We start from the raw sequence: 19,079 nt of genomic DNA on the forward strand, positions 1-19,079 counted from the left end.
TGATAAGCCAACGCGGGGGTGAAGAGATGTCTAAGATCTCAAAAGAACAAGTTCAGCATGTTGCTGATCTTGCCAGACTTACGTTTAACGAAGATGAAATTGAAGATTTCACAAAACAAATGAGTAAGATCATTGAGTACGCTGAAGTGCTGAATGAATTAGATACGGAGAATGTAGAACCGACGACACATGTAATGGATGTGAGAAACGTTTTGCGAGCAGATGAAGTGAAACCTTCATTAGATCGTGAAGATGCACTAAAGAATGCGCCAAAACAAAAAGACGGGCAATTTGAAGTGCCGTCTGTCCTCGAATAAGGAGTGAACAAGCGATGAGTTTCTTTGATGAAACATTGTCTTCATTACATACGAAGATAAAAAATAAAGAAGTAACGGTTACAGAGCTCACAAAGGCTTCTTTTGACCAGATTAAAGCAACTGATGATAAAATCCATGCATTTCTTACGCTAGATGAAGAGCGTGCGATGGCAAAAGCAGCTGAATTGGACAAGCAAGACGCCAATCACCTGTTGTATGGTATTCCTGCCGGGATTAAGGACAATATTGTTACGAAAGGGTTGCGTACAACGTGTGCGAGCCAGTTGCTTGATAACTTTGAGCCCGTCCATGATGCGACGGTCATGAACCGTTTAAACGATGCGAATATCGTTTCTGTCGGCAAGCTGAACATGGATGAGTTTGCTATGGGTTCATCTAATGAGAATTCTGGATACGTGACAGCGCGGAACCCTTGGAACACCGATCATGTTCCTGGAGGGTCAAGCGGGGGATCAGCAGCTGCGGTAGCCGCAGGACAAGTTCCGTTTGCTCTTGGATCAGATACAGGTGGTTCCATTCGCCAACCGGCCTCTTTTTGTGGTGTCGTGGGCCTTAAGCCGACGTACGGCCGTGTTTCACGTTTTGGCCTCGTTGCGTTTGCCTCTTCCCTAGATCAAATCGGTCCGATTACAAGAACCGTTGAAGACAATGCTTATGTGCTTCAACAAATTGCCGGTCATGACCCCCTCGACTCGACTTCTGCCCATATGGATGTTGCCGACTATACTAAAGGAATTGACGGCGGCGTTGAAGGCTTGAGAATAGCTGTACCGAAAGAATACCTCGGTGAAGGTGTCGATGAAGGCGTTAAAGCGCGCATCCAAGAAGCGTTACAAAAACTTGAAGAGCTTGGAGCTTCTTGGGAAGAAGTGTCATTGCCAAACTCCAAATACGCTGTCGCCGCTTATTATTTGCTCGCTTCATCAGAAGCTTCCGCGAACCTTGCCCGTTTTGATGGCGTTCGTTACGGTGTTCGAAAAGAAGGCACAGATCTTCTCGATTTGTACAAGAAATCAAGAAGCGAAGGCTTCGGTGATGAAGTGAAGCGCCGCATTATGCTCGGAACATTTGCCCTTAGCTCTGGTTATTATGATGCGTACTATAAGAAAGCACAAAAGGTTCGCACACTCATTCGGGAGGACTATGAGCAAATCCTCCACAGTTATGATGTAATTTTAGGACCAACCGTGCCAACAACCGCGTTTAAGGTCGGAGAGAATACCGATGATCCGTTAACGATGTATTTAAAGGACTTGCTGACCATCCCTGTAAACCTTGCAGGTAACCCAGCCATTTCAGTTCCTTGCGGCTTCTCCGATGGCTTACCGGTTGGCTTACAGCTTATCGCTAAACCGTTCGAAGAGCGCACGTTGTACAAAGTGGCCTATGCGTATGAACAAGTCACACAATTTACGAAAGAAAAGCCGCAGCTATAGGGAGGGAATCGATATGAAATTCGACACGATTATTGGACTCGAAGTCCATTCAGAATTAAAAACTGATACGAAAATCTTTTGTAGCTGTTCTACAGCGTTTGGTGCACCGGCGAACACGCAAACGTGTCCGATTTGTCTCGGTCATCCTGGTGTGCTACCGGTACTCAATCAACGAGCGGTTGATTTTGCCGTTCAAGCCTCCGTCGCCCTAAACTGTGACATTGCCGAAGAGACGAAATTCGACCGGAAGAATTACTTTTATCCAGACAACCCAAAAGCCTACCAAATTTCACAGTTTGATAAGCCGATTGGTGAAAATGGCTGGATTGAAATTGAAGTGGATGGTTACAAGAAGAGAATCGGTATTACACGCATACATTTAGAGGAAGATGCGGGGAAGTTGACGCATGATGATTATGATGATGCCTCACTCGTTGATTTCAACCGTGTCGGCACGCCGCTTATTGAAATTGTTTCAGAGCCAGACATTCGCACGCCAAATGAAGCGTACGCGTATTTAGAAAAACTTAAAGCGATACTCCAATACACAGAGGTATCGGATTGTAAGATGGAAGAAGGGTCCCTACGTTGTGATGCGAACATTTCTTTACGACCAGCAGGACAAGTCGAGTTTGGAACAAAAGCAGAACTTAAAAACTTAAACTCGTTCACAAACGTACAAAAAGGGTTGGCGTTCGAGGAAAAGCGTCAAGCACAAGAACTGCTTTCTGGCGGGGAGATTTTGCAAGAGACACGTCGTTGGAATGAAGACCGCAAAGAAACGGTGCTTATGAGAATTAAAGAAGGGTCTGACGATTATCGTTACTTCCCTGAACCAGATCTCGTGCGTCTGTTTATTGATGAAGAGTGGATCGACCGTGTCAAACAAGACATTCCTGAGCTTCCTGATTCACGTAAACAGCGGTACATGAACGATTGGAATGTTCCTGCATACGATGCCGACGTATTAACGCAATCGAAGGCGATGGCGAATTTCTTTGAAGCCGCGGTTGCTGAAGGTGCAGATGCAAAGCAAGCGGCAAACTGGCTGATGGGTGAAGTGAACGCCTATTTGAACGCAGAAGGTGTTGAACTTAAAGACATTCAAATGACACCTGCGGGGCTTTCAGGCATGATTCAGTTAATTGAAGACGGTACGATTTCTGGAAAAATCGCAAAGAAAGTCTTCACGGAGCTGATGAAAAATGGCGGCGACGCGAAAAAGATTGTTGAAGATAAAGGGCTTGTACAAATTTCGGATGAGGGTGAGCTCAAGAAGATTGTTGATCAGATTCTAGATAACAATGAACAATCCATTGAAGACTTCAAAAATGGTAAGGATAAAGCTTTCGGTTTCTTAGTCGGTCAAGCGATGAAGGAAACGAAAGGTAAAGCCAACCCACAAGTGATAAATAAGCTCATTAAAGAAGGCATCGAAGCTCGATAACGAATATGAAAACCCCCGACGCTTAATGAAAAGTGTCGGGGGTTTTGCCCCTCTTTTATACGGTATGTGCCTCGATAAAAAGTGTCTAGGCGGGTATCTTGACTGCGCCAAACATAATGGCACTGTAAATGCATATAACGAACAGAAATACGTAAATGGGGACAGCGAGAGGCCTCCTGGCATTTCCAACATGATCAATGAATAAACCGAGAATGAAAACCCCCGTGAAGATTAGAAGTCCAGTAGTAAGTGTAAGTGTCCATACAATCTCGTCACCTACCTCAAAACTCGTCGTAATCAAGGACTCAGCTGGTACCGCCATTTCCGTATATGCAAGCGTTTCGGCGACAACGTGCGGAGGTTCTTGATTAATCATTCCACCGGTCACAATGAAAATCACGATGAGTAATACCGCTTCCATTCGGACGGAACGGACGGTTTTTTCTTCCTCAAGCCCACGCTTCAATTTCTTTTTCATGAGAAAGCCATGGGCAAATCCATAAAACACGAGTGGAATGAAAAGCAGATGTTTAAGCACTTGCAGTTGTCCGTAATCAAGTAGCCAACTATCTGTATAGTCTGGCGTAATCATCATCATCATTCCAATGCCCGTTCCAATCATCGTCAGGACGAGACCGATCGCAAAAGGCGTAAACCATTGAAAGAATTGAAGCCAATTGCCGTCACGCTCTTTTGAGGCGAAAAATCCGACAGTAAGCAGTGTCCCTGCCCAAATTGAAGCGGCCATAAGGTGGAAGACATTTAGAAAAAAGCCCATGTCGGCAAGTGACGCAGCGTGAGCGCTCCAACTGCTCGCTACAAACAAGCCGAATGTCGGAATTAAATGGATCCACATCAAGTGTGCGCGTTTTTCCAATGTGAAACGAGCAAGTAGTGTGACGACAATCAGGATGAAGACGACAACAGCTGATTGTCCGATGCGATATTCTAGCAATACAGAGCCAAGTGTACTCACGAGCGGTTCGTCGAACATTTCAGCGGTTGATTGGGCAACGAGAAATGCTGGAATACTACTTGAAATAATGATCATACCACCGATGATCAGTGGCCATTTTCTCGAAATCGTTAACGATGGACGTTTTCGCTTTGGGAGAGCCTCTACTAGATGGATCCCTGTCCATACCGATAGTGAGATGAACAAGACGATGTTTGCGATAATGACAGTCATTATGATTTATTGCGACGAGACATAAAGAACACCGCTAAACCTACGACGAGAACGGCGACAACAATGGCAATTACTAGACCACTGTTTTGATCAGTTTCTTCGTCATCTACATCTGTCTCAGCCGATTCTTCGACTTCTAGATCTTCTTCCTCTTCCTCAATCACCTCAGGCTCTTCTTCCTCTACAATTTCTTCCTCATCTTGAGCATCAACGGTGAAGTTGAATTCTCCCTCTGTTCCATGGCCATCAGCACCGAGCGCTTGCCACGCAACAGTATAGTCACCACTAGGAAGAGGCTCGTCCAGATTGACAATAAAATCATCGCCTTCAAATTCTTCCGATCCGATGGTGTATTCATTTCCATCTACATCCGTAACTACGGCAGTAGTCGCGGGTTCAATACCCGCATCGAAATGCATCGTAATCGTATCCACTGTCTCTTCGACAGTTTCACCATCTTCAGGTGTGCTTGTGTCTACGTATGAATGGGCGAGCGTTTGTGAGGCCATAGTTGCTGATCCAAAAACGAGCAATACGACAACAAACGTAGCTTTGAATGATTTCATACTGTTAAAAACCCCCTGTAAATATATATAAATCCGATGAGGAGATTGATCAGACTTTGCCTGTCTATCATTTCTCCTATACAATACATAGTATAAAAGAAAACGAAAACTATTCCAGTTACGTCTTTTTGACGGATTTTATTTGTATGGGAGAAATGAACCTTGAAAAATGCGAGAGTCATTTATAACCCGACGTCAGGTCGAGAGCAATTAAAGAAACATTTACCGTATATCCTTGATCGTTTAGAACAAGCAGGTTATGTCGCCTCCGCACACCAAACAAAAAAAGAAGGATGTGCGAAAGACGCGGCTTTTGAAGCGGGGAAAAATGGCTACGACCTCGTCATTGCAGCGGGTGGTGACGGGACGATCTTTGAGGTCATTAACGGACTTGCGGAATTAGAGAAGCGCCCGCGTCTCGGTTTAATCCCTGCTGGGACGACGAATGACCTTGCCCGTGCGTTTCATATGAATGAATTGGATATTGAAGAAATTTGTGACGTACTCACCGGATCTCACGTCTCCCCACTTGATGTAGGTAAGGCAGGAGACCAATACTTTGTTAACATTGCCGCTGGTGGGAGCCTTACCGAGCTTACGTATGATACACCGAGCCGATTAAAAACGATGCTCGGACAGATGGCGTATTACGTAAAAGGGTTTGAGAAGCTTTTCTTTTTAAAGCCTAGGCAAGCGAGAGTCGAGTACGACGGGAAATTGTTTGAAGGAGAGATCATGCTCTTTTTAATTGCCAACTCCAATTCTGTAGGAGGGTTTGAGAAGTTAAGTCCAGAAGCCAGATTGGATGATGGATTGTTTGATTTGCTATTGTTGAAAAAGACGAATTTGCCTGATTTTGTCCGCATCGGTAGTCTTGCCTTAACGGGTCAACATATTCACGAGGACAAAGTGGTTTATATTCAAGCGAACCGAATTAAGTTGGAGATCGAAGGCGAGATGCAGTTGAACTTAGACGGGGAGCACGGAGGCACGATTCCGAAAGAATTCGTGAACCTTCATCACCATTTTGAAATGCTCGTTCCTGAACAAGAAGAAAAATAAAACACGACCGGATTTCTCCGTCGTGTTTTATTCCTAGTTCTTTGCGACCGTGATATTAAACACTGACCATGCAAGCACAGCAACCGAATAGATTACTGTTACGATGACAAACCAATGTGGCATATCCATTGTAAACATTCATCCTTCCTGCAACAGTTTCATTCTTAAGAAGCAACAGCGTATGTACGTGACACTGTCCATCAAAGAAGGGAAACGCTCTTACTAGAAATCATACGAGTTTTTTGTAGGTCCGTCAAGACAAACCATCCTACTTGAAAGGTGCGAATACTTATGGTTCACATTGTCATCGCTCCCGATTCTTTTAAAGAAAGTATGACAGCACTTGAAGCGGCTACAGCAATACAACGAGGGTTCCAAAAAACCGATCCTGAAGCGACATTTGATGTCATTCCAATGGGGGACGGCGGAGAAGGGACGATGGAAGCCTTAACCGCCAATCTCGGGGGTGAAAGGATTGAACTGCAGGTTGAAGGCCCTAATATTAAAAGCGTAACCGCACATTATGCACTTTCAGAAGACGGAACAACCGCAGTCATGGATATGGCTGCAGCAAGCGGGATTCATATTACAGCGAAAGCCGACCGCAACGTCTATGAAGCATCCACGTATGGAACCGGTGAAATGATCAGCGCGGCGCTAGATCGAGGTGTCTCAAGAATCATGATCGGCATTGGCGGTAGCGCGACCAATGACGCAGGTGCCGGAATGATTGAAGCCTTAGGGGCAAAGCTTTTGGATGAGAACGGAAACGCGATTAACCGGGGAGGCGGGGCACTCGTAAAGCTCGCGAAAATCGACATCTCCGGTCTTGACGAAAGACTTGCGAAAACAGAAATTATTGTCGCCTGTGACGTGACCAATCCACTGCTCGGTCCCGAAGGGGCAAGTGCCGTCTACGGACCGCAAAAAGGCGCGGGTGAACGAGCCGTAGTGGAGCTTGACCACGCCCTTGAGGTATTTAATGAGCGAACGATCGAAGCGACCGGAAAAGATGTGAGCAATATCCCCGGCGCAGGAGCCGCTGGCGGTCTAGGAGCTGGGCTGTTAGCCTTTCTCGATGCAACGTTACAACCAGGCATCGAGCTCGTTCTCGCCGAGACCGATTTTCATACGCGCGTCCAGAAAGCAGATTTAGTTTTTACTGGCGAAGGGAAGATTGACGGCCAATCTGTCTACGGCAAAACACCGGTCGGTGTAGCGAAAGCAGCGAAGCGAGAAGGAAAACGAGTCATTGCCGTCTGTGGAGCGCTTGGCACCGGATACAAAGACGTGTATGAGCACGGCATCGACGCCGTTTTCAGCATCGTGCCCGGAGCAGTGTCACTCGAAGACGCGATGACCAATGGCACCTCCTATTTAGAAGATGCCGCGGAAAATATTGCAAGAGTGTGGCATAAATAATCCTATACAAAATCCTCTAAGCCAAGTCGCTCAGAGGATTTTGTCATTCTCATAAAAATGAAAGAAGCATACCTAAAAGCATAAAAAATACAAAGAATAGAATAATCGCACCATAAAGCGCTATCCCGACAATTGAACAAATTTTTCCGGCAAGCACGAGGTTTCTGCCACCCTCACCCGTATGAGCGAGCTCTCGGTTGGCCATTCGAACGATGAAAAGTCCGATGATTCCAATTACAAGGCCGGCATAAGGAATCGCAACGGCCAAAATCCCGAGTACGAGAGAAGTAACGGCTTTGCTGTTCGTTTGCGGTTGTGAATACTGCTCTGTCATAGAAATTCCCCCTTTCATTGTGTACAATTAAACTCTAAGACGTAAAGTTAGTGGAGTGAAACCTTTGGGAAAAAAAGCACAAGCACCTGTCCAGAAAAATGAAAGCCTGACCGTAACCTTTGAAGATCTGACCCACGAAGGGGCAGGTGTCGCTAAAATTGACGGCTATCCGCTCTTCGTGCCGAATGCACTTCCCGGCGAAGAAGCAGAAATCAAAGTCGTAAAAGCAGGCAAAGGCTTCGGCTTCGGAAAGCTAATGAACCGATTGACAACGAGTGAACATCGAATTGAACCGCCGTGCCCGATATACGACCGTTGTGGCGGCTGCCAGCTGCAGCACTTGTCCGAAGGGGCACAAAACGATTTAAAGCGTCAGCAGATCGTCAACGCCCTGCATAAGTATATGGGCAACAGTACAATTCAAGTACATCCGACGCTCGCGATGGACGAGCCGTGGAGCTATCGAAACAAAGCACAAGTACCCGTTGCCGCGAATCGTGACGGTGAACTAATTGCCGGATTTTACGCGAAGCGCTCGCATCAGATCGTCGACATGGACCACTGCCTCATCCAAGGCGCGCCCAATGATGGAGCCGTCCAAGTTGTCAAATCATTACTCAAAAAGTATACCATACAGCCGTATGATGAAAAGACCCGACGCGGAGTGATTCGCCACATCGCCGCCCGTCACAGCCATACGAGTGGAGAAGTGATGGTCGTTCTCGTCACGAACGGCAAAAAACTTCCAAACAAAGAAGCACTCATTCACGATATAAAAAACGAAGTCAACAATGTTCGTTCCATCGTCCAAAACATTAATACAAAAGACACGAACGTCATCTTCGGTGACCAAAGCGAAGTGTTGTGGGGATCGCGTACGATCGAAGACAAAATCGGCGACGTTCGCTTCCTGATCTCACCGCGTTCATTTTTCCAAGTGAATCCGACCCAGACCGAAGTCTTATACAACAAAGTGATGGAGTACGCCGCACTCACCGGAAAAGAAACGGTCATTGACGCCTACTGTGGCATCGGTTCAATCTCGCTATTTCTCGCCCAACAAGCAAGGCACGTCTACGGTGTTGAAATCGTCGGTGACGCCATCCGTGACGCCAAAAACAACGCCGAGCTGAACGGTATGACCAACGTCGATTTCGCCGTCGGCAAAGCCGAAGAAATCGTCCCGTGGTGGCGCGCCGCCCACGGCATCGAATCCGACGTCATGGTCGTCGATCCACCGAGAAAAGGGTGCGACCCCGCCCTGCTCGATACGATGATTGAAATGAAGCCGGAGCGAATCGTGTACGTGTCATGCAACCCGGCAACGTTAGCCCGTGACCTCAAGATTCTTGAAGAAGGTGGGTATGAAACGAAAGAAATTACCCCTGTGGACATGTTCCCACAGACGACGCATGTGGAGAGTGTGAGCTGGTTGGAAAGAGTTTGAGAGGTACCTGCCACCTTTTGAAAAAAACGAGGGCATAATCGTTTTTTCAATCGTATCGACTAGTCACTGCGTTGTTTTAAGGAAAATAATAATCAAAACCCATAACTTAAAGCCGCATTATCGAACAAATTTAATGCGGCTTTTTCACGTAGTTATTCGTTTGGTATTTAGGTGCTCGAAGTGTTACCCATAGAAATTGCTAGTCGATTCCATACGTTAATCTGATTGATGACCATAACCAAATCAATATATTCTTTTTCATCATAATATTCTCTGACTCTGTGATATAATTCATCATTTACTCTTAAGTTAGAAATATGCGTAATATGTTCAGCAAGTTCTAATGATACGCCTTGCATCTCATCAAATAACTCATTTTCTCTCCAATTCTCTAGCTCGTTTAGCACTTCGTCCGATATTTTAAACTTCTTGGCTTCCTTTGTGTGCATCTCTATGCAAAAAGAACAACCATTCAACTTGGATACATAGACTTTAATCAGTGCTTTTAACTTCCGATCAATCTTCGTTTTTCTTACGTACCTTTCTAAAGCCATGATATGTTCCAGTGCTTCAGGAGCAACTTTGTAGTAGTTTATTCGATTTTTCAAGTTTATCAAACTTGCACCTTTGACAATCCCTTTATTTACTAAACCAGCCATGAGTTTTCACTCCTCTGCAACACTTGTTGCAATTTTGAAATTATTATATACTCAATTCACATCAGTAGCAATAGAATTTGAGTAAGTACCACATATCACAGACGAATGTTGTAGAGGGAGAGAAAAGCTAGATGAAGTACGAAACTGACAATCCAGTCGCCCTAAAATCACAGTAATGGTTACTAGATGCTTTAATGGAACTGATGAATGAAAAGCCATATCAAAAAATTACGATAACAGAAATTGCTCAAAGAGCCGATGTAGACCGGAGCACATTTTATCGAAATTATGATACGAAAGAAAGTTTGCTTAATGAGTATATACAACAACTTGCCGAAGAATTTATTAGTCGTCTTCAAGAAAATAATCGACTGTCAATAGAGGAAATTAGCCATGTGTTTATCCAGTTGTGTATGGATGAACTGGACTTTTTCGTAACTTTACGCAATAACGGTTTATCGAATTTTGTTCTGGAAAGTTTTAATGAACAATTGCCATATGTTCATAAAGTGGTGACACATAAATTGGAGTACCTTGTGGGGGATGAATATTTAATGTATGCTCTAGCTTTTAATGCTGGGGGAATGTGGAATATGCTGATGAGTTGGATTGATAATGGTATGAAAGAGCCGTATACAGATCTGATTCGCGCGTTCAATGAAATTAGTAAGTTTAATAGCTATAAATAAAAGGAATTTAAATAACCATCCATGTTGAGCGTTCAGCGTTGTTGGAGAGAAGAAGAGGAATTATGTTTTTAGAGGGAGGATTCGTTCATGAGCATTCACATTGTCTGGTTCCGACGCGATTTGCGTTGGAAGGACCGTACCGCACTGCACTTTCGGCTGCATTGGATGTTTTTGAAGGTGATGACAAGAAAAACCGTTCTCGCAGCGACATGATACTCCCATAAGACATTAAAAGCATTTGATGACGTGTGGAACAGTAAGGGAATTGCTGTTCATTTTATATATCGAGCTCTTGAAGCAGCTTTTTATGAACTCGTGGGGCAAGGGTGGGGGGAATGCAGCGTTCATTATTATGTAAATGAGGGCGGCTTCGGGGGGGGGGGGGAGCGTAATGAGACGATGCACACATTTTTGAGAAGCAAGGAATTACTCAAAACTAGAGCTGCGGATCGTCGCTGAACAGAAAATACAATCGTATTGTCTAGATAAGCGCGACACCTTTACAAATGGGCAAAAAGTCTACAATGAACTAATGCAGAAAAACATCGACCAATGGAGTGACAGAGCAGGGGAAGAGGACGGACATGAACGTCTGAAAGCATTTCTAAACGATGGCTTGCTACTTATGACAAGGAACGTGATCTTCCGGTCGTTAACGGCACGAGTCGTTTGTCCCCGTACTTGCGCACAGGCGCACTGTCACCACGGATGGTGCATAAGGTGCTGCAAATTGTCGAAGACAAGTATGGCGGCAACAAAGGTGCAGATACGTTTATCCAATAACTCGCCTAAGAAAAAATATCGAAAGCTCAATTGGTCGTATGACGAGGAAGATTTTCAACTGTGGAAAAGTGGCAAAAACGGATTTCCGCTCGTTGATGCAGCGATAAGGCAACTGCACCAAGAGGGGTGGATGCACAATCGCCTGCGAATGGTCGAAGCTTCATTTCTGACAAAAGACCTTCTATTGGACTGGCGGCTCGGCGAACGATACTTTGAAGAGATGCTGATTGATTACGACTCAGCATCAAACACCTTTAATGGTAGAATTTACAAAAAAAGGAGAATGGCAAGTTATCAGAGCAAAAAGTTTGTGCTACGGTTGTCACGCAGAAAGCAATTTTGGCAAAAGACAGGCGAGGAATTCGAACGGGGCATGTTTGGCGACGTGCACATTGATGCGGAAGTGACCATTTTAAAGGGGACACACGACATTCTCGTGCCGATGCGAGGAAGTTTGAACAGGAAGGGTATTGTAAGACGGATATTCGCCTTAAAGAACTCAGTTGCAGGCTTACCCAGGCTGGCTTTCTAATGGTTGTGCGTAAGTATATGAAAACGGGTGTTGGCGAGATGGTCAGTTCATATAGCAAGCCACACTTAGTAAAAAGCTACAACGGCCCGTCCCGGCAGTGACCGCATCAGATCTTGAGCCTGTGCCGAGTGGCGTGCGAGCACAAGCGCTTACCGTTGATGGGAAGATGGTCGATGACTTCTATCTCGTGACCGGCAAGCGTTCGCTGCATGTCATAAATGCGCTCTCACCAGTTGCGACAGCTTCTCTAGAAATCGGAAAAGAAGTGGCGGGAGGAATTTTGGCTCGAAGGGAACGGTAATCGCGCTTGTGCTCCAGATAGCAAATTAACTTTGTTTAGTGCAGATATTTTTATGTTGAAGATCCAAGTTTGTTTGGAATGAATTTCATTAATTTTTGGGGGTCAGGTCTATATGTTAAGGAGAGGAACGAACTCTTTAGAAGTTGGCAAGGATAAATGCGAATTCAAAACAGAATATAGGTTATGACAATTTCGAATCAAGATATAGGAGGTTGCCATGAAGAAGCTGTTTCTATTATCTTTAGTTTTTTTATTATATGGGTGTGGGTATGATTTAAATAGTGCACTTAGAAATGGTGATGTTATCGATAGTCATGGGAATTTAGAAAATCTATATAAGTTGGAGAATTTTATTGTTGACATGAATAGCAATAAAGAGTCCTCTCTAAGGGTGACGCAATTTACTGAAGAAGGTGATCCAATACTTATAGATTTATCATATGATCTATATAATGGCTTACTTATGGAGTATGATCCTTCAAGAGATGACTATTCAAACCTTGAACCTTTTTCAACGCAATGTCATTCAATTGAACATGTAGTAGATGGTTATTACATTACAGGATGTAATGAAATAGATGACATTAGACTGGTATACTACATGAATTGAGTTGTTATGAGCAATTAAGATATCTTGATATATTTTAACGAATTTCATAACTACTAACCCTAGTCTCTCAAAGTTTTCACGCCACGAAAGAGTGATTTGATGGGGCTGGCAATCTTTTTTTTGTGTTGCGAAACTCTCATTTATGTATTGCAATGTTGGTTACTTTTATTTTGCACTACACACGGTCGGGACCCAAAGTCAATACATCCTTCAATCGTCAGGGAATTCGAATGATGGAAAAGCAACGATTGCCTTACTTAAGGGTGTGAAAGGGCAACTGCCAGACCTTGATGTCACGTAATATACGACGGACGCCGGCGGTGATTCCCCAGCCATTTATCAACAGACCAATCAACATGGATCCCATTCCGTGAACGCCTATAATAAGCGAAATGAAGCGGAGTTTACCGGGTTTGACAAACATTTCGCACCGAAATGTGTCGGGGAACATTCGTATAGCTCTTGACAGCTATGACCCTCAATATGAAACTATCAAGTATTCGCGTGAGAAAGAATGCGCCCGCAAGAGTCTCAAAAGCGCAGAAAACCTTCTACAATCGCCAAACGACCGTCGAACGTGTGGTTGGCTACCTCAAAGAGTTCATTCAATTGAACAATATTCGCTACCGGACGGGAAAACGAGCGATGGTGCATTTCGAACTCGTTCACCTGCTTTATAACGGTGCAAAACTCGCTTGTGATTCACTAACGGAGCGTCTTAATTAGCAAAAAACGAATGGGTTATGAAATTTGTTTAAATAAAATTTTTTCTGAATATTTATGTTTGTTAATGATGTAAATTGGGTACAAGGTAATAAAGTGTATATCACTTAATACTCTGAAAGGTGTGTTTTTATGAAAAAAGTTTCTTCGTTTTTAGTTCTAGGTCTTTTTGCAATGGTGTTTAGTCCTGATGTTACAGAGGCAAGATCTTTTGATGGTACGAGAGCTACTGGTGGTGTTTTTTCACCTGTCTATCACAGTTCTTTAACTTCATACAGTGATAGCATACATAATTATACCTCATATTATGAATACGCTGAGGATCAATGGACTGGTGTTTCAAGTGAAGTGATATCTTCTGGAACAGGAACAGACACATTTATGGTTGGAACAACAAGTGACGCAAACACTACAGGCAGGATGACTCCATATAATGCTGGAGGAATTCCTGCTAGTTTAGATGGCACATGGGCAACTACTCAATCAGTGCTTTTTGATAACAATATTCGATCAGCAAATTTCACTAGTACTAATGCAAGAGCTGTAGCAGTTCACGAAGTAGGTCATGCCTTAAAGTTAAGTCATCAACCTGACGGTGTAAATTCTATTATGGTGCAAGGAAGAAAAAACTTCTCCGCAATTAGAGCTATTGATCGGGAAAGTTTAATTAATAAATGGGGTAATTAATATAAAAGGGGCGATTATATTGAAAATAAAAACTAGAATTTTATCCATTACAACTTTACTAACTTTTTCTGGGATCTTGTTATATACCCTGAATTTTGACGATCCAGATGATTTTCCAGTAGCTATTTCTTTCGCTGATACAATAACTTTTGATAATTTAGAAGAAATGGAAGAATTTTCTGACGCTGTAGTCATAGGTAGAACCTCAGACGATTTTATTGATAGGGAGCATGTGAATATCTATTATGAAGACGGGTATCTAGAAGATTTTTATACATTAACAAATATAGATGTTCATGATGTTATGCACTATTCAGAAGATAGATTTAATTTCAGTGAAGAAATTAAAATAGTTGAGCCGCTATCTATTGTCGGAAACGAAGAAGAGGAAGTAAAGCTAATATCGGAAGGTTATGAGGAATTAAAGGCAGATACTGATTATTTAATTTTCTTAAAAGAGAATATCTTCGGAGATATGTCAGTTGTCTGGCAAAATTATGGTAAATTCAATTTGGAGAGCGATGACATTGGGAACCCTGATTTATATTCATCAAAAAGTGATTATGAAGCAGCATCAGAATTTAAAAGCAATTTATTTGAAGAAGCCACAAAAAGATACAATATAAACTAAAAATATTTGGTATTAATTATATGGGTCAATTTCATAAGTCCTCTGCCTAAAAAAGTACAGAGTACACCGATGTTGAAATTATGCTTTTAAAAGTTTAGCAGCGTGACCGAACAGACGTTGTGTTAAACGATCACAGGCAAGCTTTGCACCATTGTAAAGTAAGTGGGCAAGATCGAAATGAACCTTCGCTCGTTCTCCGGTACGATACCGGATGTTGTTCAATTGGAAAAACTATTTGAGATAAGCAATGACACGCTCTACAGTTGTTCGACAATTATAAATGGTTTTCCAAGCGTTTGAACCCCTTGCAAAGTTTGTCAAGAAAGGCGGTAGAAGTATTTAATTCTACCGCTCTTTCAATTCTTATTTCATAAGGATTTTTGAAGAGGGATAGTGTGAACCTTCAAATCGTATTTAAATATGCTTTGACAAATTTTAGATTTTCATACATAGATTCACTGTTTCATGAGGAGATGACGGACCCTTGGATCGATGATTTTCTTTACCCTGAAAAGAAACTAGTTGCTTCGGGTCGACATATCATTGACTTTGAGGGTGTGCACCGGGAATTAGCGAAGCCCCATGTGACATTGTCTCTGTTACATGAAGAGTATGTACGCGATGCACAAAAAATCGGAAGCGTACCGTATGCGTATCGCACATTTACCGAGCACTACCGTTCGTATGCTCAAAAACACAAGGCTACACTTCGCATCCGAAGAAAGCCAGGAGAAATCATGGAGGTCGATTGGGCGGGGAAGCCCTTGTTCATTACGGACCCAGACACAGGTGAAAACGTGAAGGTCTATCTCTTTGTTGCCTCGCTTCCTTGTTCACAATTGGCTTATGTCGAAGGGGCTTTATCCATGGACATGTAGGCGTGGAATCGTCTTCATACGAATGCCTTCACGTATATGGGAGGAGCAGCTAAAATTCTCGTGCCTGATAATTTGAAAACAGGCGTAACGAAACACACCTCCAAGGAATTGGTTTTAAATAAAACGTACGAGGAGTTTGCCCGCCATTACGGTTTCGTGATCATGCTGGCACGGGTTCGCTCTCCTAGAGACAAAGCGAGTGTGGAAAGTTCCGTCAATCATGTATCGACATGGATTACTGTGGCATTGCGCAACGTTAAATGTTTGAGTATTCAAGAAATTAACCAAGAATTTGCAAAACGGTTAGAAGAGTTGGACCAGCGTCCTTTTACAAAGCGAGAAGGCTCCCGATGGTCCGCGTTCCGAGAAGAAAAACAATTTGCCTTGTCCCCTCTTCCGGCTCACCCTTACGTCCTCTCTGAATGGCGTAGAGCGAAGGTCCAGCCAGATTACCATGTCTCTGTGAGAAGCATGTTCTACTCGGTTCCTTTTGATTAATTTCCGGAAAGCGCCTCGATTGAAGACATCCTTTATTATGACGACCGAAACCTCGATCAAGATTTGTTATTGCGTTTAGCTTCTGGAACTTACTTAGCCGAGGGGCGAAACCTGATACTAAAAGGGGTTTCTGGGGCAGGGAAAATATGAATGGCTGTGGCTTTTGGCGTTCAGGCGTGCCGTCAGTTTTACCATGTACACTATACACGATTACCCGATCTTATCGATTCATTTAAGATTGCAAGGCATCAAGCAGATGATAGTTATCGTAAGTTAATGAAGAAACTCGTCAAAGTCGACCTGCTCATCCTAGAAGAATGGCTTCTGCACGCCCTCATTTATTATTAGAAATCATCAACGCCCGTCGTCAAGCAAGAGAGTCCCATATTTTCTGTACGCAGTTTGATATGGAGGGGTGGTATAAGAAATTGGGAGACGGAACCCTTGCGGATGCAATCCTCGATTAACAGAATCATCACACAGACGAGAGAACCATGCCCGGAATACGCTTCATCAAGCTATTTCGGGCTTCAATTTCCTGAATGGTAAACGAGATTGCAGGGAGTGGTACATTCTCATGCACAAAGTGGTTCAAAAGATTGCACTAGTGGTAAATGTCCTTTGCCTTACTCATAAAGGTTGCATCCTAAACTTTATATGATAGTGTTTTTTGTGATTTTAATGAGTAATGTGAGTAAACTTTTAGGTGGACTTGAGGCGATCCGCTCGGTCTCTTTATCCATCGAAAAAGGTGATGTTTATGGCAGGATCGGCGCGAGCGGGACGGGGAAGTCGAAGCTGCTTCGGATTATGAACTTGCTTGAAATGCCTGACGTGGGTGAGGTGCGCGTGAACTGTCAAGACTTAACAGGGTTGTCTTCGAAAGAGTTGCGGAACGCGCGTAAGTCCATCGATATGATCTTTCAGCATTTCAACCTCGGTGCCAAAAAACGGTCATTGAAAATATTGTGGTTTCGTTCAAACTAGCACAAAGAAATATAAAGTAAGCAGCGAAACCAGGTGTTGGAGTGTCTTCGATAACATCGCGTATACTAATATCTGGCGCAACTAAGCGGCGGGCAAAAGTAGCGTGTCTCGATTGCTCGCGAGCTTGCGAACAGACCAGAAGTCTTGGGGTGCGAAGAATCGACTTCTTCTATTGATCTGCACCCGACGGCAGAAATCTTTAACGTTTTAGAGAACATCGATTAGCGCATTGGCGTGGCAGTCGTGATCGTCGGTCACGTGCTGGACGTCATTAAAAGCATGTGCAATCGGGTGACGGAATGATCGAAAGCTAGGTATATGAGCCGGTCTCGATTGAGGCGAGAGGCGTTGCAGGCCTACAATCGACCGGCAAGATTCGTTGAATAGCTCCCTGGGGGATGGCGTAACGAGCCTTGTCTGACTTTATAGTTCATTACCTATCAGAAATCTGGCAAGCGATTGGGTAAACCGCTATTATGGTAGGTGTGTCGATTGTTTAAGCAGTGCTCGTCGTCTTGCCAGTTGGAACGCATCTCTTCCTTTGTCGAAGGGTCGGTGTGTTAGCCGGTGGCTGTTTTTGACGTTTGATCTTCTCGTGAACATCATTCGTTCGTTCCCATTTCTATTGCTCGTTGTATACCGTACTATACGTACAATGGTGTAAAAACACAGGGTTAATCACTACCTCGAACTAATTTTTAAGTAGCACGTTAAGCAAGCTCATGCAGGTTTTTTCTTAAATTGCTTACGGCAGTCTTTACACTGATAGTGCTCTTTTAAGAGTATCATTAACGGGGAAGCGAATAGCCAGGCGATGCCGATGAATAGAAGGATATCATGAATAATAAAGCCTAAAATAATTCCAACGACACTAAGCGCAAGCATGGATAGTACATTTCGTTTTTTACTAAAGGTTCGGATGTTTGTTGACTTGCATTTCGGACAAGCGATCTCCATAATATACATCACCTCAAGACTGTATTCATTGGTAGTATATCAAGCACTTGCGAAGTCGTCAGTGTATTCGTACAGAAACGTTCTTTAGTCATGAAATGTAACTTCTTATTGAACTGTCGTTTGTCGTATAACTAAGAATTATAATAGATAGAGTAGAAACTCTACTTTAAGTGTGGAGGACTTGTTAAAATTGCTCCGTTATTACAATTGCTACGACGAGGCTTGCCGAGTGGTCGATACTTTCATTAACTCTTTAAAAAAGGTTAATTCCTTTCTCATTGCCAGCCTTATTCACTTGGTTGACAACTAGATAACAACACCCGTAACATGATGAGAATTGAAAGGTTCAGTCCCGCTGTCCGCTTAAATGTAGCATTTACGCAAGTCGTATACTGATCGATTCGAAATATGCAAGGAAGAGGTGTTTGATGATGGGAAATAGGTTTTACTTCGCCACCATTCTCGTCTTTGCCCTGACTGCTTGCGGTGAGAATGAACGATCACCTGTTACAGAAGAGGAACAGAAAGACGGGGACGATATTGACGTAATGTTTGATGAAGGGCTCGTAGACGTTGAGCCAATTGATTCGGATTCAACGGAGCGAATTCAGTTTGTTGAAACCGAGGACTATTTAAAGAGCATTGATGGAACTGAGCTAACGCTTACGGATGAAGAGGATATTAGAGAGGTAGTGAAGATCATTAACGATGTTCGAAATGAACAACCGGGCAGTTCAGTCGAACAATTAGAACCAGAATACCGAATGCGAATCGGAGGCGAGATTTTCCATTTGTGGGCAAGCTCCAATACGCTTATGGAAGGAGATCAATTTGCGTACACACTGTCAGACGAACAGTGGGAAGCGATGTCTGAAATCTTCGAAATCGACTAAACATCTTCGA

General features: G+C 43.5%; 20 protein-coding genes and 5 pseudogenes. 19 read left to right on the forward strand and 6 right to left on the reverse strand.

Annotation, left to right across the window (positions count from 1 at the left end):
* Positions 1-26 precede the first annotated feature (26 nt).
* Genes gatC through gatB form a run of 3 tightly spaced genes read left to right on the forward strand, consistent with a single transcriptional unit; the run spans position 27 to position 3,221 of the window.
* The gene (gene gatC, locus ACE1TF_RS10780) at positions 27-317 is read left to right on the forward strand and encodes an Asp-tRNA(Asn)/Glu-tRNA(Gln) amidotransferase subunit GatC (protein WP_042400082.1); all 291 of its coding nucleotides are present in this window, start codon (positions 27-29) and stop codon (positions 315-317) included.
* Between the two features lie 14 nt (positions 318-331).
* Positions 332-1,774 carry an Asp-tRNA(Asn)/Glu-tRNA(Gln) amidotransferase subunit GatA gene (gene gatA / locus ACE1TF_RS10785; RefSeq protein ID WP_375016632.1) on the forward strand — a complete coding sequence of 481 codons (1,443 nt, stop codon included), beginning with the start codon at positions 332-334 and terminating at the stop codon, positions 1,772-1,774.
* Positions 1,775-1,787: 13 nt separating this feature from the next.
* Positions 1,788-3,221 (forward strand): Asp-tRNA(Asn)/Glu-tRNA(Gln) amidotransferase subunit GatB, encoded by a 1,434-nt coding sequence (gene gatB, locus ACE1TF_RS10790; protein ID WP_375016634.1) that lies wholly within the window; start codon positions 1,788-1,790, stop codon positions 3,219-3,221.
* 85 nt (positions 3,222-3,306) lie between these two features.
* On the opposite strand, the gene ACE1TF_RS10795 is transcribed toward gatB, so the two are convergent.
* Both ACE1TF_RS10795 and ACE1TF_RS10800 read right to left on the reverse strand, forming a co-directional pair.
* Positions 3,307-4,410: a copper resistance D family protein gene (locus ACE1TF_RS10795; RefSeq protein WP_375016636.1), complete on the reverse strand. Its 1,104-nt coding sequence runs from the start codon at positions 4,408-4,410 to the stop codon at positions 3,307-3,309.
* Positions 4,410-4,976, reverse strand: coding sequence for a copper resistance CopC family protein (locus ACE1TF_RS10800; protein WP_375016638.1), 567 nt, complete (start codon positions 4,974-4,976; stop codon positions 4,410-4,412). The genes ACE1TF_RS10795 and ACE1TF_RS10800 overlap by 1 nt, the downstream gene beginning before the upstream one ends.
* Positions 4,977-5,138: 162 nt before the next feature.
* On the opposite strand from ACE1TF_RS10800, the gene ACE1TF_RS10805 reads away from it, so the two are divergent.
* Both ACE1TF_RS10805 and ACE1TF_RS10810 read left to right on the forward strand, forming a co-directional pair.
* Entirely contained in the window at positions 5,139-6,038 is a 900-nt protein-coding gene (locus ACE1TF_RS10805) for a diacylglycerol kinase (protein WP_375016641.1), read from the forward strand.
* Positions 6,039-6,329: 291 nt separating this feature from the next.
* On the forward strand, positions 6,330-7,460 hold the full coding sequence (locus ACE1TF_RS10810) for a glycerate kinase (RefSeq protein ID WP_375016643.1): 1,131 nt from the start codon (positions 6,330-6,332) through the stop codon (positions 7,458-7,460).
* Between the two features lie 49 nt (positions 7,461-7,509).
* On the opposite strand, the gene ACE1TF_RS10815 is transcribed toward ACE1TF_RS10810, so the two are convergent.
* Complete coding sequence (locus ACE1TF_RS10815; RefSeq protein WP_375016645.1) at positions 7,510-7,794, reverse strand: DUF4190 domain-containing protein; 285 nt, start codon at positions 7,792-7,794, stop codon at positions 7,510-7,512.
* Between the two features lie 64 nt (positions 7,795-7,858).
* Between ACE1TF_RS10815 and rlmD the strand changes: the two genes are divergently transcribed.
* Positions 7,859-9,241: a 23S rRNA (uracil(1939)-C(5))-methyltransferase RlmD gene (gene rlmD / locus ACE1TF_RS10820; protein WP_375016647.1), complete on the forward strand. Its 1,383-nt coding sequence runs from the start codon at positions 7,859-7,861 to the stop codon at positions 9,239-9,241.
* A 167-nt stretch (positions 9,242-9,408) separates the two neighbouring features.
* On the opposite strand, the gene ACE1TF_RS10825 is transcribed toward rlmD, so the two are convergent.
* Positions 9,409-9,900, reverse strand: a complete 492-nt coding sequence (locus ACE1TF_RS10825) for a carboxymuconolactone decarboxylase family protein (RefSeq protein ID WP_375016649.1) — start codon at positions 9,898-9,900, stop codon at positions 9,409-9,411.
* A 191-nt stretch (positions 9,901-10,091) separates the two neighbouring features.
* On the opposite strand from ACE1TF_RS10825, the pseudogene ACE1TF_RS10830 reads away from it, so the two are divergent.
* From ACE1TF_RS10830 to ACE1TF_RS10865, 8 genes and pseudogenes are all read left to right on the forward strand, one after another.
* Positions 10,092-10,589, forward strand: a pseudogene (locus ACE1TF_RS10830) (TetR/AcrR family transcriptional regulator); the annotation flags it as partial.
* An 87-nt stretch (positions 10,590-10,676) separates the two neighbouring features.
* Positions 10,677-10,802, forward strand: coding sequence for a hypothetical protein (locus tag ACE1TF_RS10835; protein WP_375016651.1), 126 nt, complete (start codon positions 10,677-10,679; stop codon positions 10,800-10,802).
* A gap of 412 nt (positions 10,803-11,214) precedes the next feature.
* Positions 11,215-11,622, forward strand: a pseudogene (locus tag ACE1TF_RS10840) (FAD-binding domain-containing protein); the annotation flags it as partial.
* Between the two features lie 379 nt (positions 11,623-12,001).
* Positions 12,002-12,205, forward strand: coding sequence for a hypothetical protein (locus tag ACE1TF_RS10845; protein WP_375016653.1), 204 nt, complete (start codon positions 12,002-12,004; stop codon positions 12,203-12,205).
* Between the two features lie 217 nt (positions 12,206-12,422).
* Entirely contained in the window at positions 12,423-12,815 is a 393-nt protein-coding gene (locus ACE1TF_RS10850; RefSeq protein ID WP_375016655.1) for a DUF4362 domain-containing protein, read from the forward strand.
* A gap of 151 nt (positions 12,816-12,966) precedes the next feature.
* Positions 12,967-13,541 (forward strand): annotated as a pseudogene (locus tag ACE1TF_RS10855) (transposase); the annotation flags it as partial.
* 129 nt (positions 13,542-13,670) lie between these two features.
* Positions 13,671-14,225: a M10 family metallopeptidase domain-containing protein gene (locus ACE1TF_RS10860; protein WP_375016657.1), complete on the forward strand. Its 555-nt coding sequence runs from the start codon at positions 13,671-13,673 to the stop codon at positions 14,223-14,225.
* A 19-nt stretch (positions 14,226-14,244) separates the two neighbouring features.
* Positions 14,245-14,856: a hypothetical protein gene (locus ACE1TF_RS10865; RefSeq protein WP_375016659.1), complete on the forward strand. Its 612-nt coding sequence runs from the start codon at positions 14,245-14,247 to the stop codon at positions 14,854-14,856.
* 78 nt (positions 14,857-14,934) lie between these two features.
* Here ACE1TF_RS10865 and ACE1TF_RS10870 read toward each other — a convergent pair.
* Positions 14,935-15,165: pseudogene (locus ACE1TF_RS10870) on the reverse strand (transposase); the annotation flags it as partial.
* 164 nt (positions 15,166-15,329) lie between these two features.
* Between ACE1TF_RS10870 and ACE1TF_RS10875 the strand changes: the two are divergent.
* From ACE1TF_RS10875 to ACE1TF_RS10890, 4 genes and pseudogenes are all read left to right on the forward strand, one after another.
* The gene (locus ACE1TF_RS10875) at positions 15,330-15,734 is read left to right on the forward strand and encodes a transposase (RefSeq protein ID WP_375016661.1); all 405 of its coding nucleotides are present in this window, start codon (positions 15,330-15,332) and stop codon (positions 15,732-15,734) included.
* Positions 15,735-15,794: 60 nt separating this feature from the next.
* Positions 15,795-16,232, forward strand: coding sequence for a Mu transposase domain-containing protein (locus ACE1TF_RS10880; protein ID WP_375016663.1), 438 nt, complete (start codon positions 15,795-15,797; stop codon positions 16,230-16,232).
* A gap of 27 nt (positions 16,233-16,259) precedes the next feature.
* A pseudogene (locus ACE1TF_RS20465) lies at positions 16,260-16,580 on the forward strand (ATP-binding protein).
* Positions 16,581-16,913: 333 nt separating this feature from the next.
* On the forward strand, positions 16,914-17,219 hold the full coding sequence (locus ACE1TF_RS10890; RefSeq protein WP_375016666.1) for an ATP-binding cassette domain-containing protein: 306 nt from the start codon (positions 16,914-16,916) through the stop codon (positions 17,217-17,219).
* Between the two features lie 720 nt (positions 17,220-17,939).
* Here ACE1TF_RS10890 and ACE1TF_RS10895 read toward each other — a convergent pair.
* Positions 17,940-18,176, reverse strand: a complete 237-nt coding sequence (locus ACE1TF_RS10895; protein WP_375016668.1) for a hypothetical protein — start codon at positions 18,174-18,176, stop codon at positions 17,940-17,942.
* Between the two features lie 431 nt (positions 18,177-18,607).
* On the opposite strand from ACE1TF_RS10895, the gene ACE1TF_RS10900 reads away from it, so the two are divergent.
* Complete coding sequence (locus ACE1TF_RS10900; RefSeq protein ID WP_375016670.1) at positions 18,608-19,069, forward strand: YhfM domain-containing protein; 462 nt, start codon at positions 18,608-18,610, stop codon at positions 19,067-19,069.
* Positions 19,070-19,079: the final 10 nt, after the last annotated feature.

This window comes from Geomicrobium sp. JSM 1781026, assembly GCF_041949955.1.
Taxonomy (GTDB): Bacteria; Bacillota; Bacilli; order Bacillales; family Marinococcaceae; genus Geomicrobium_A.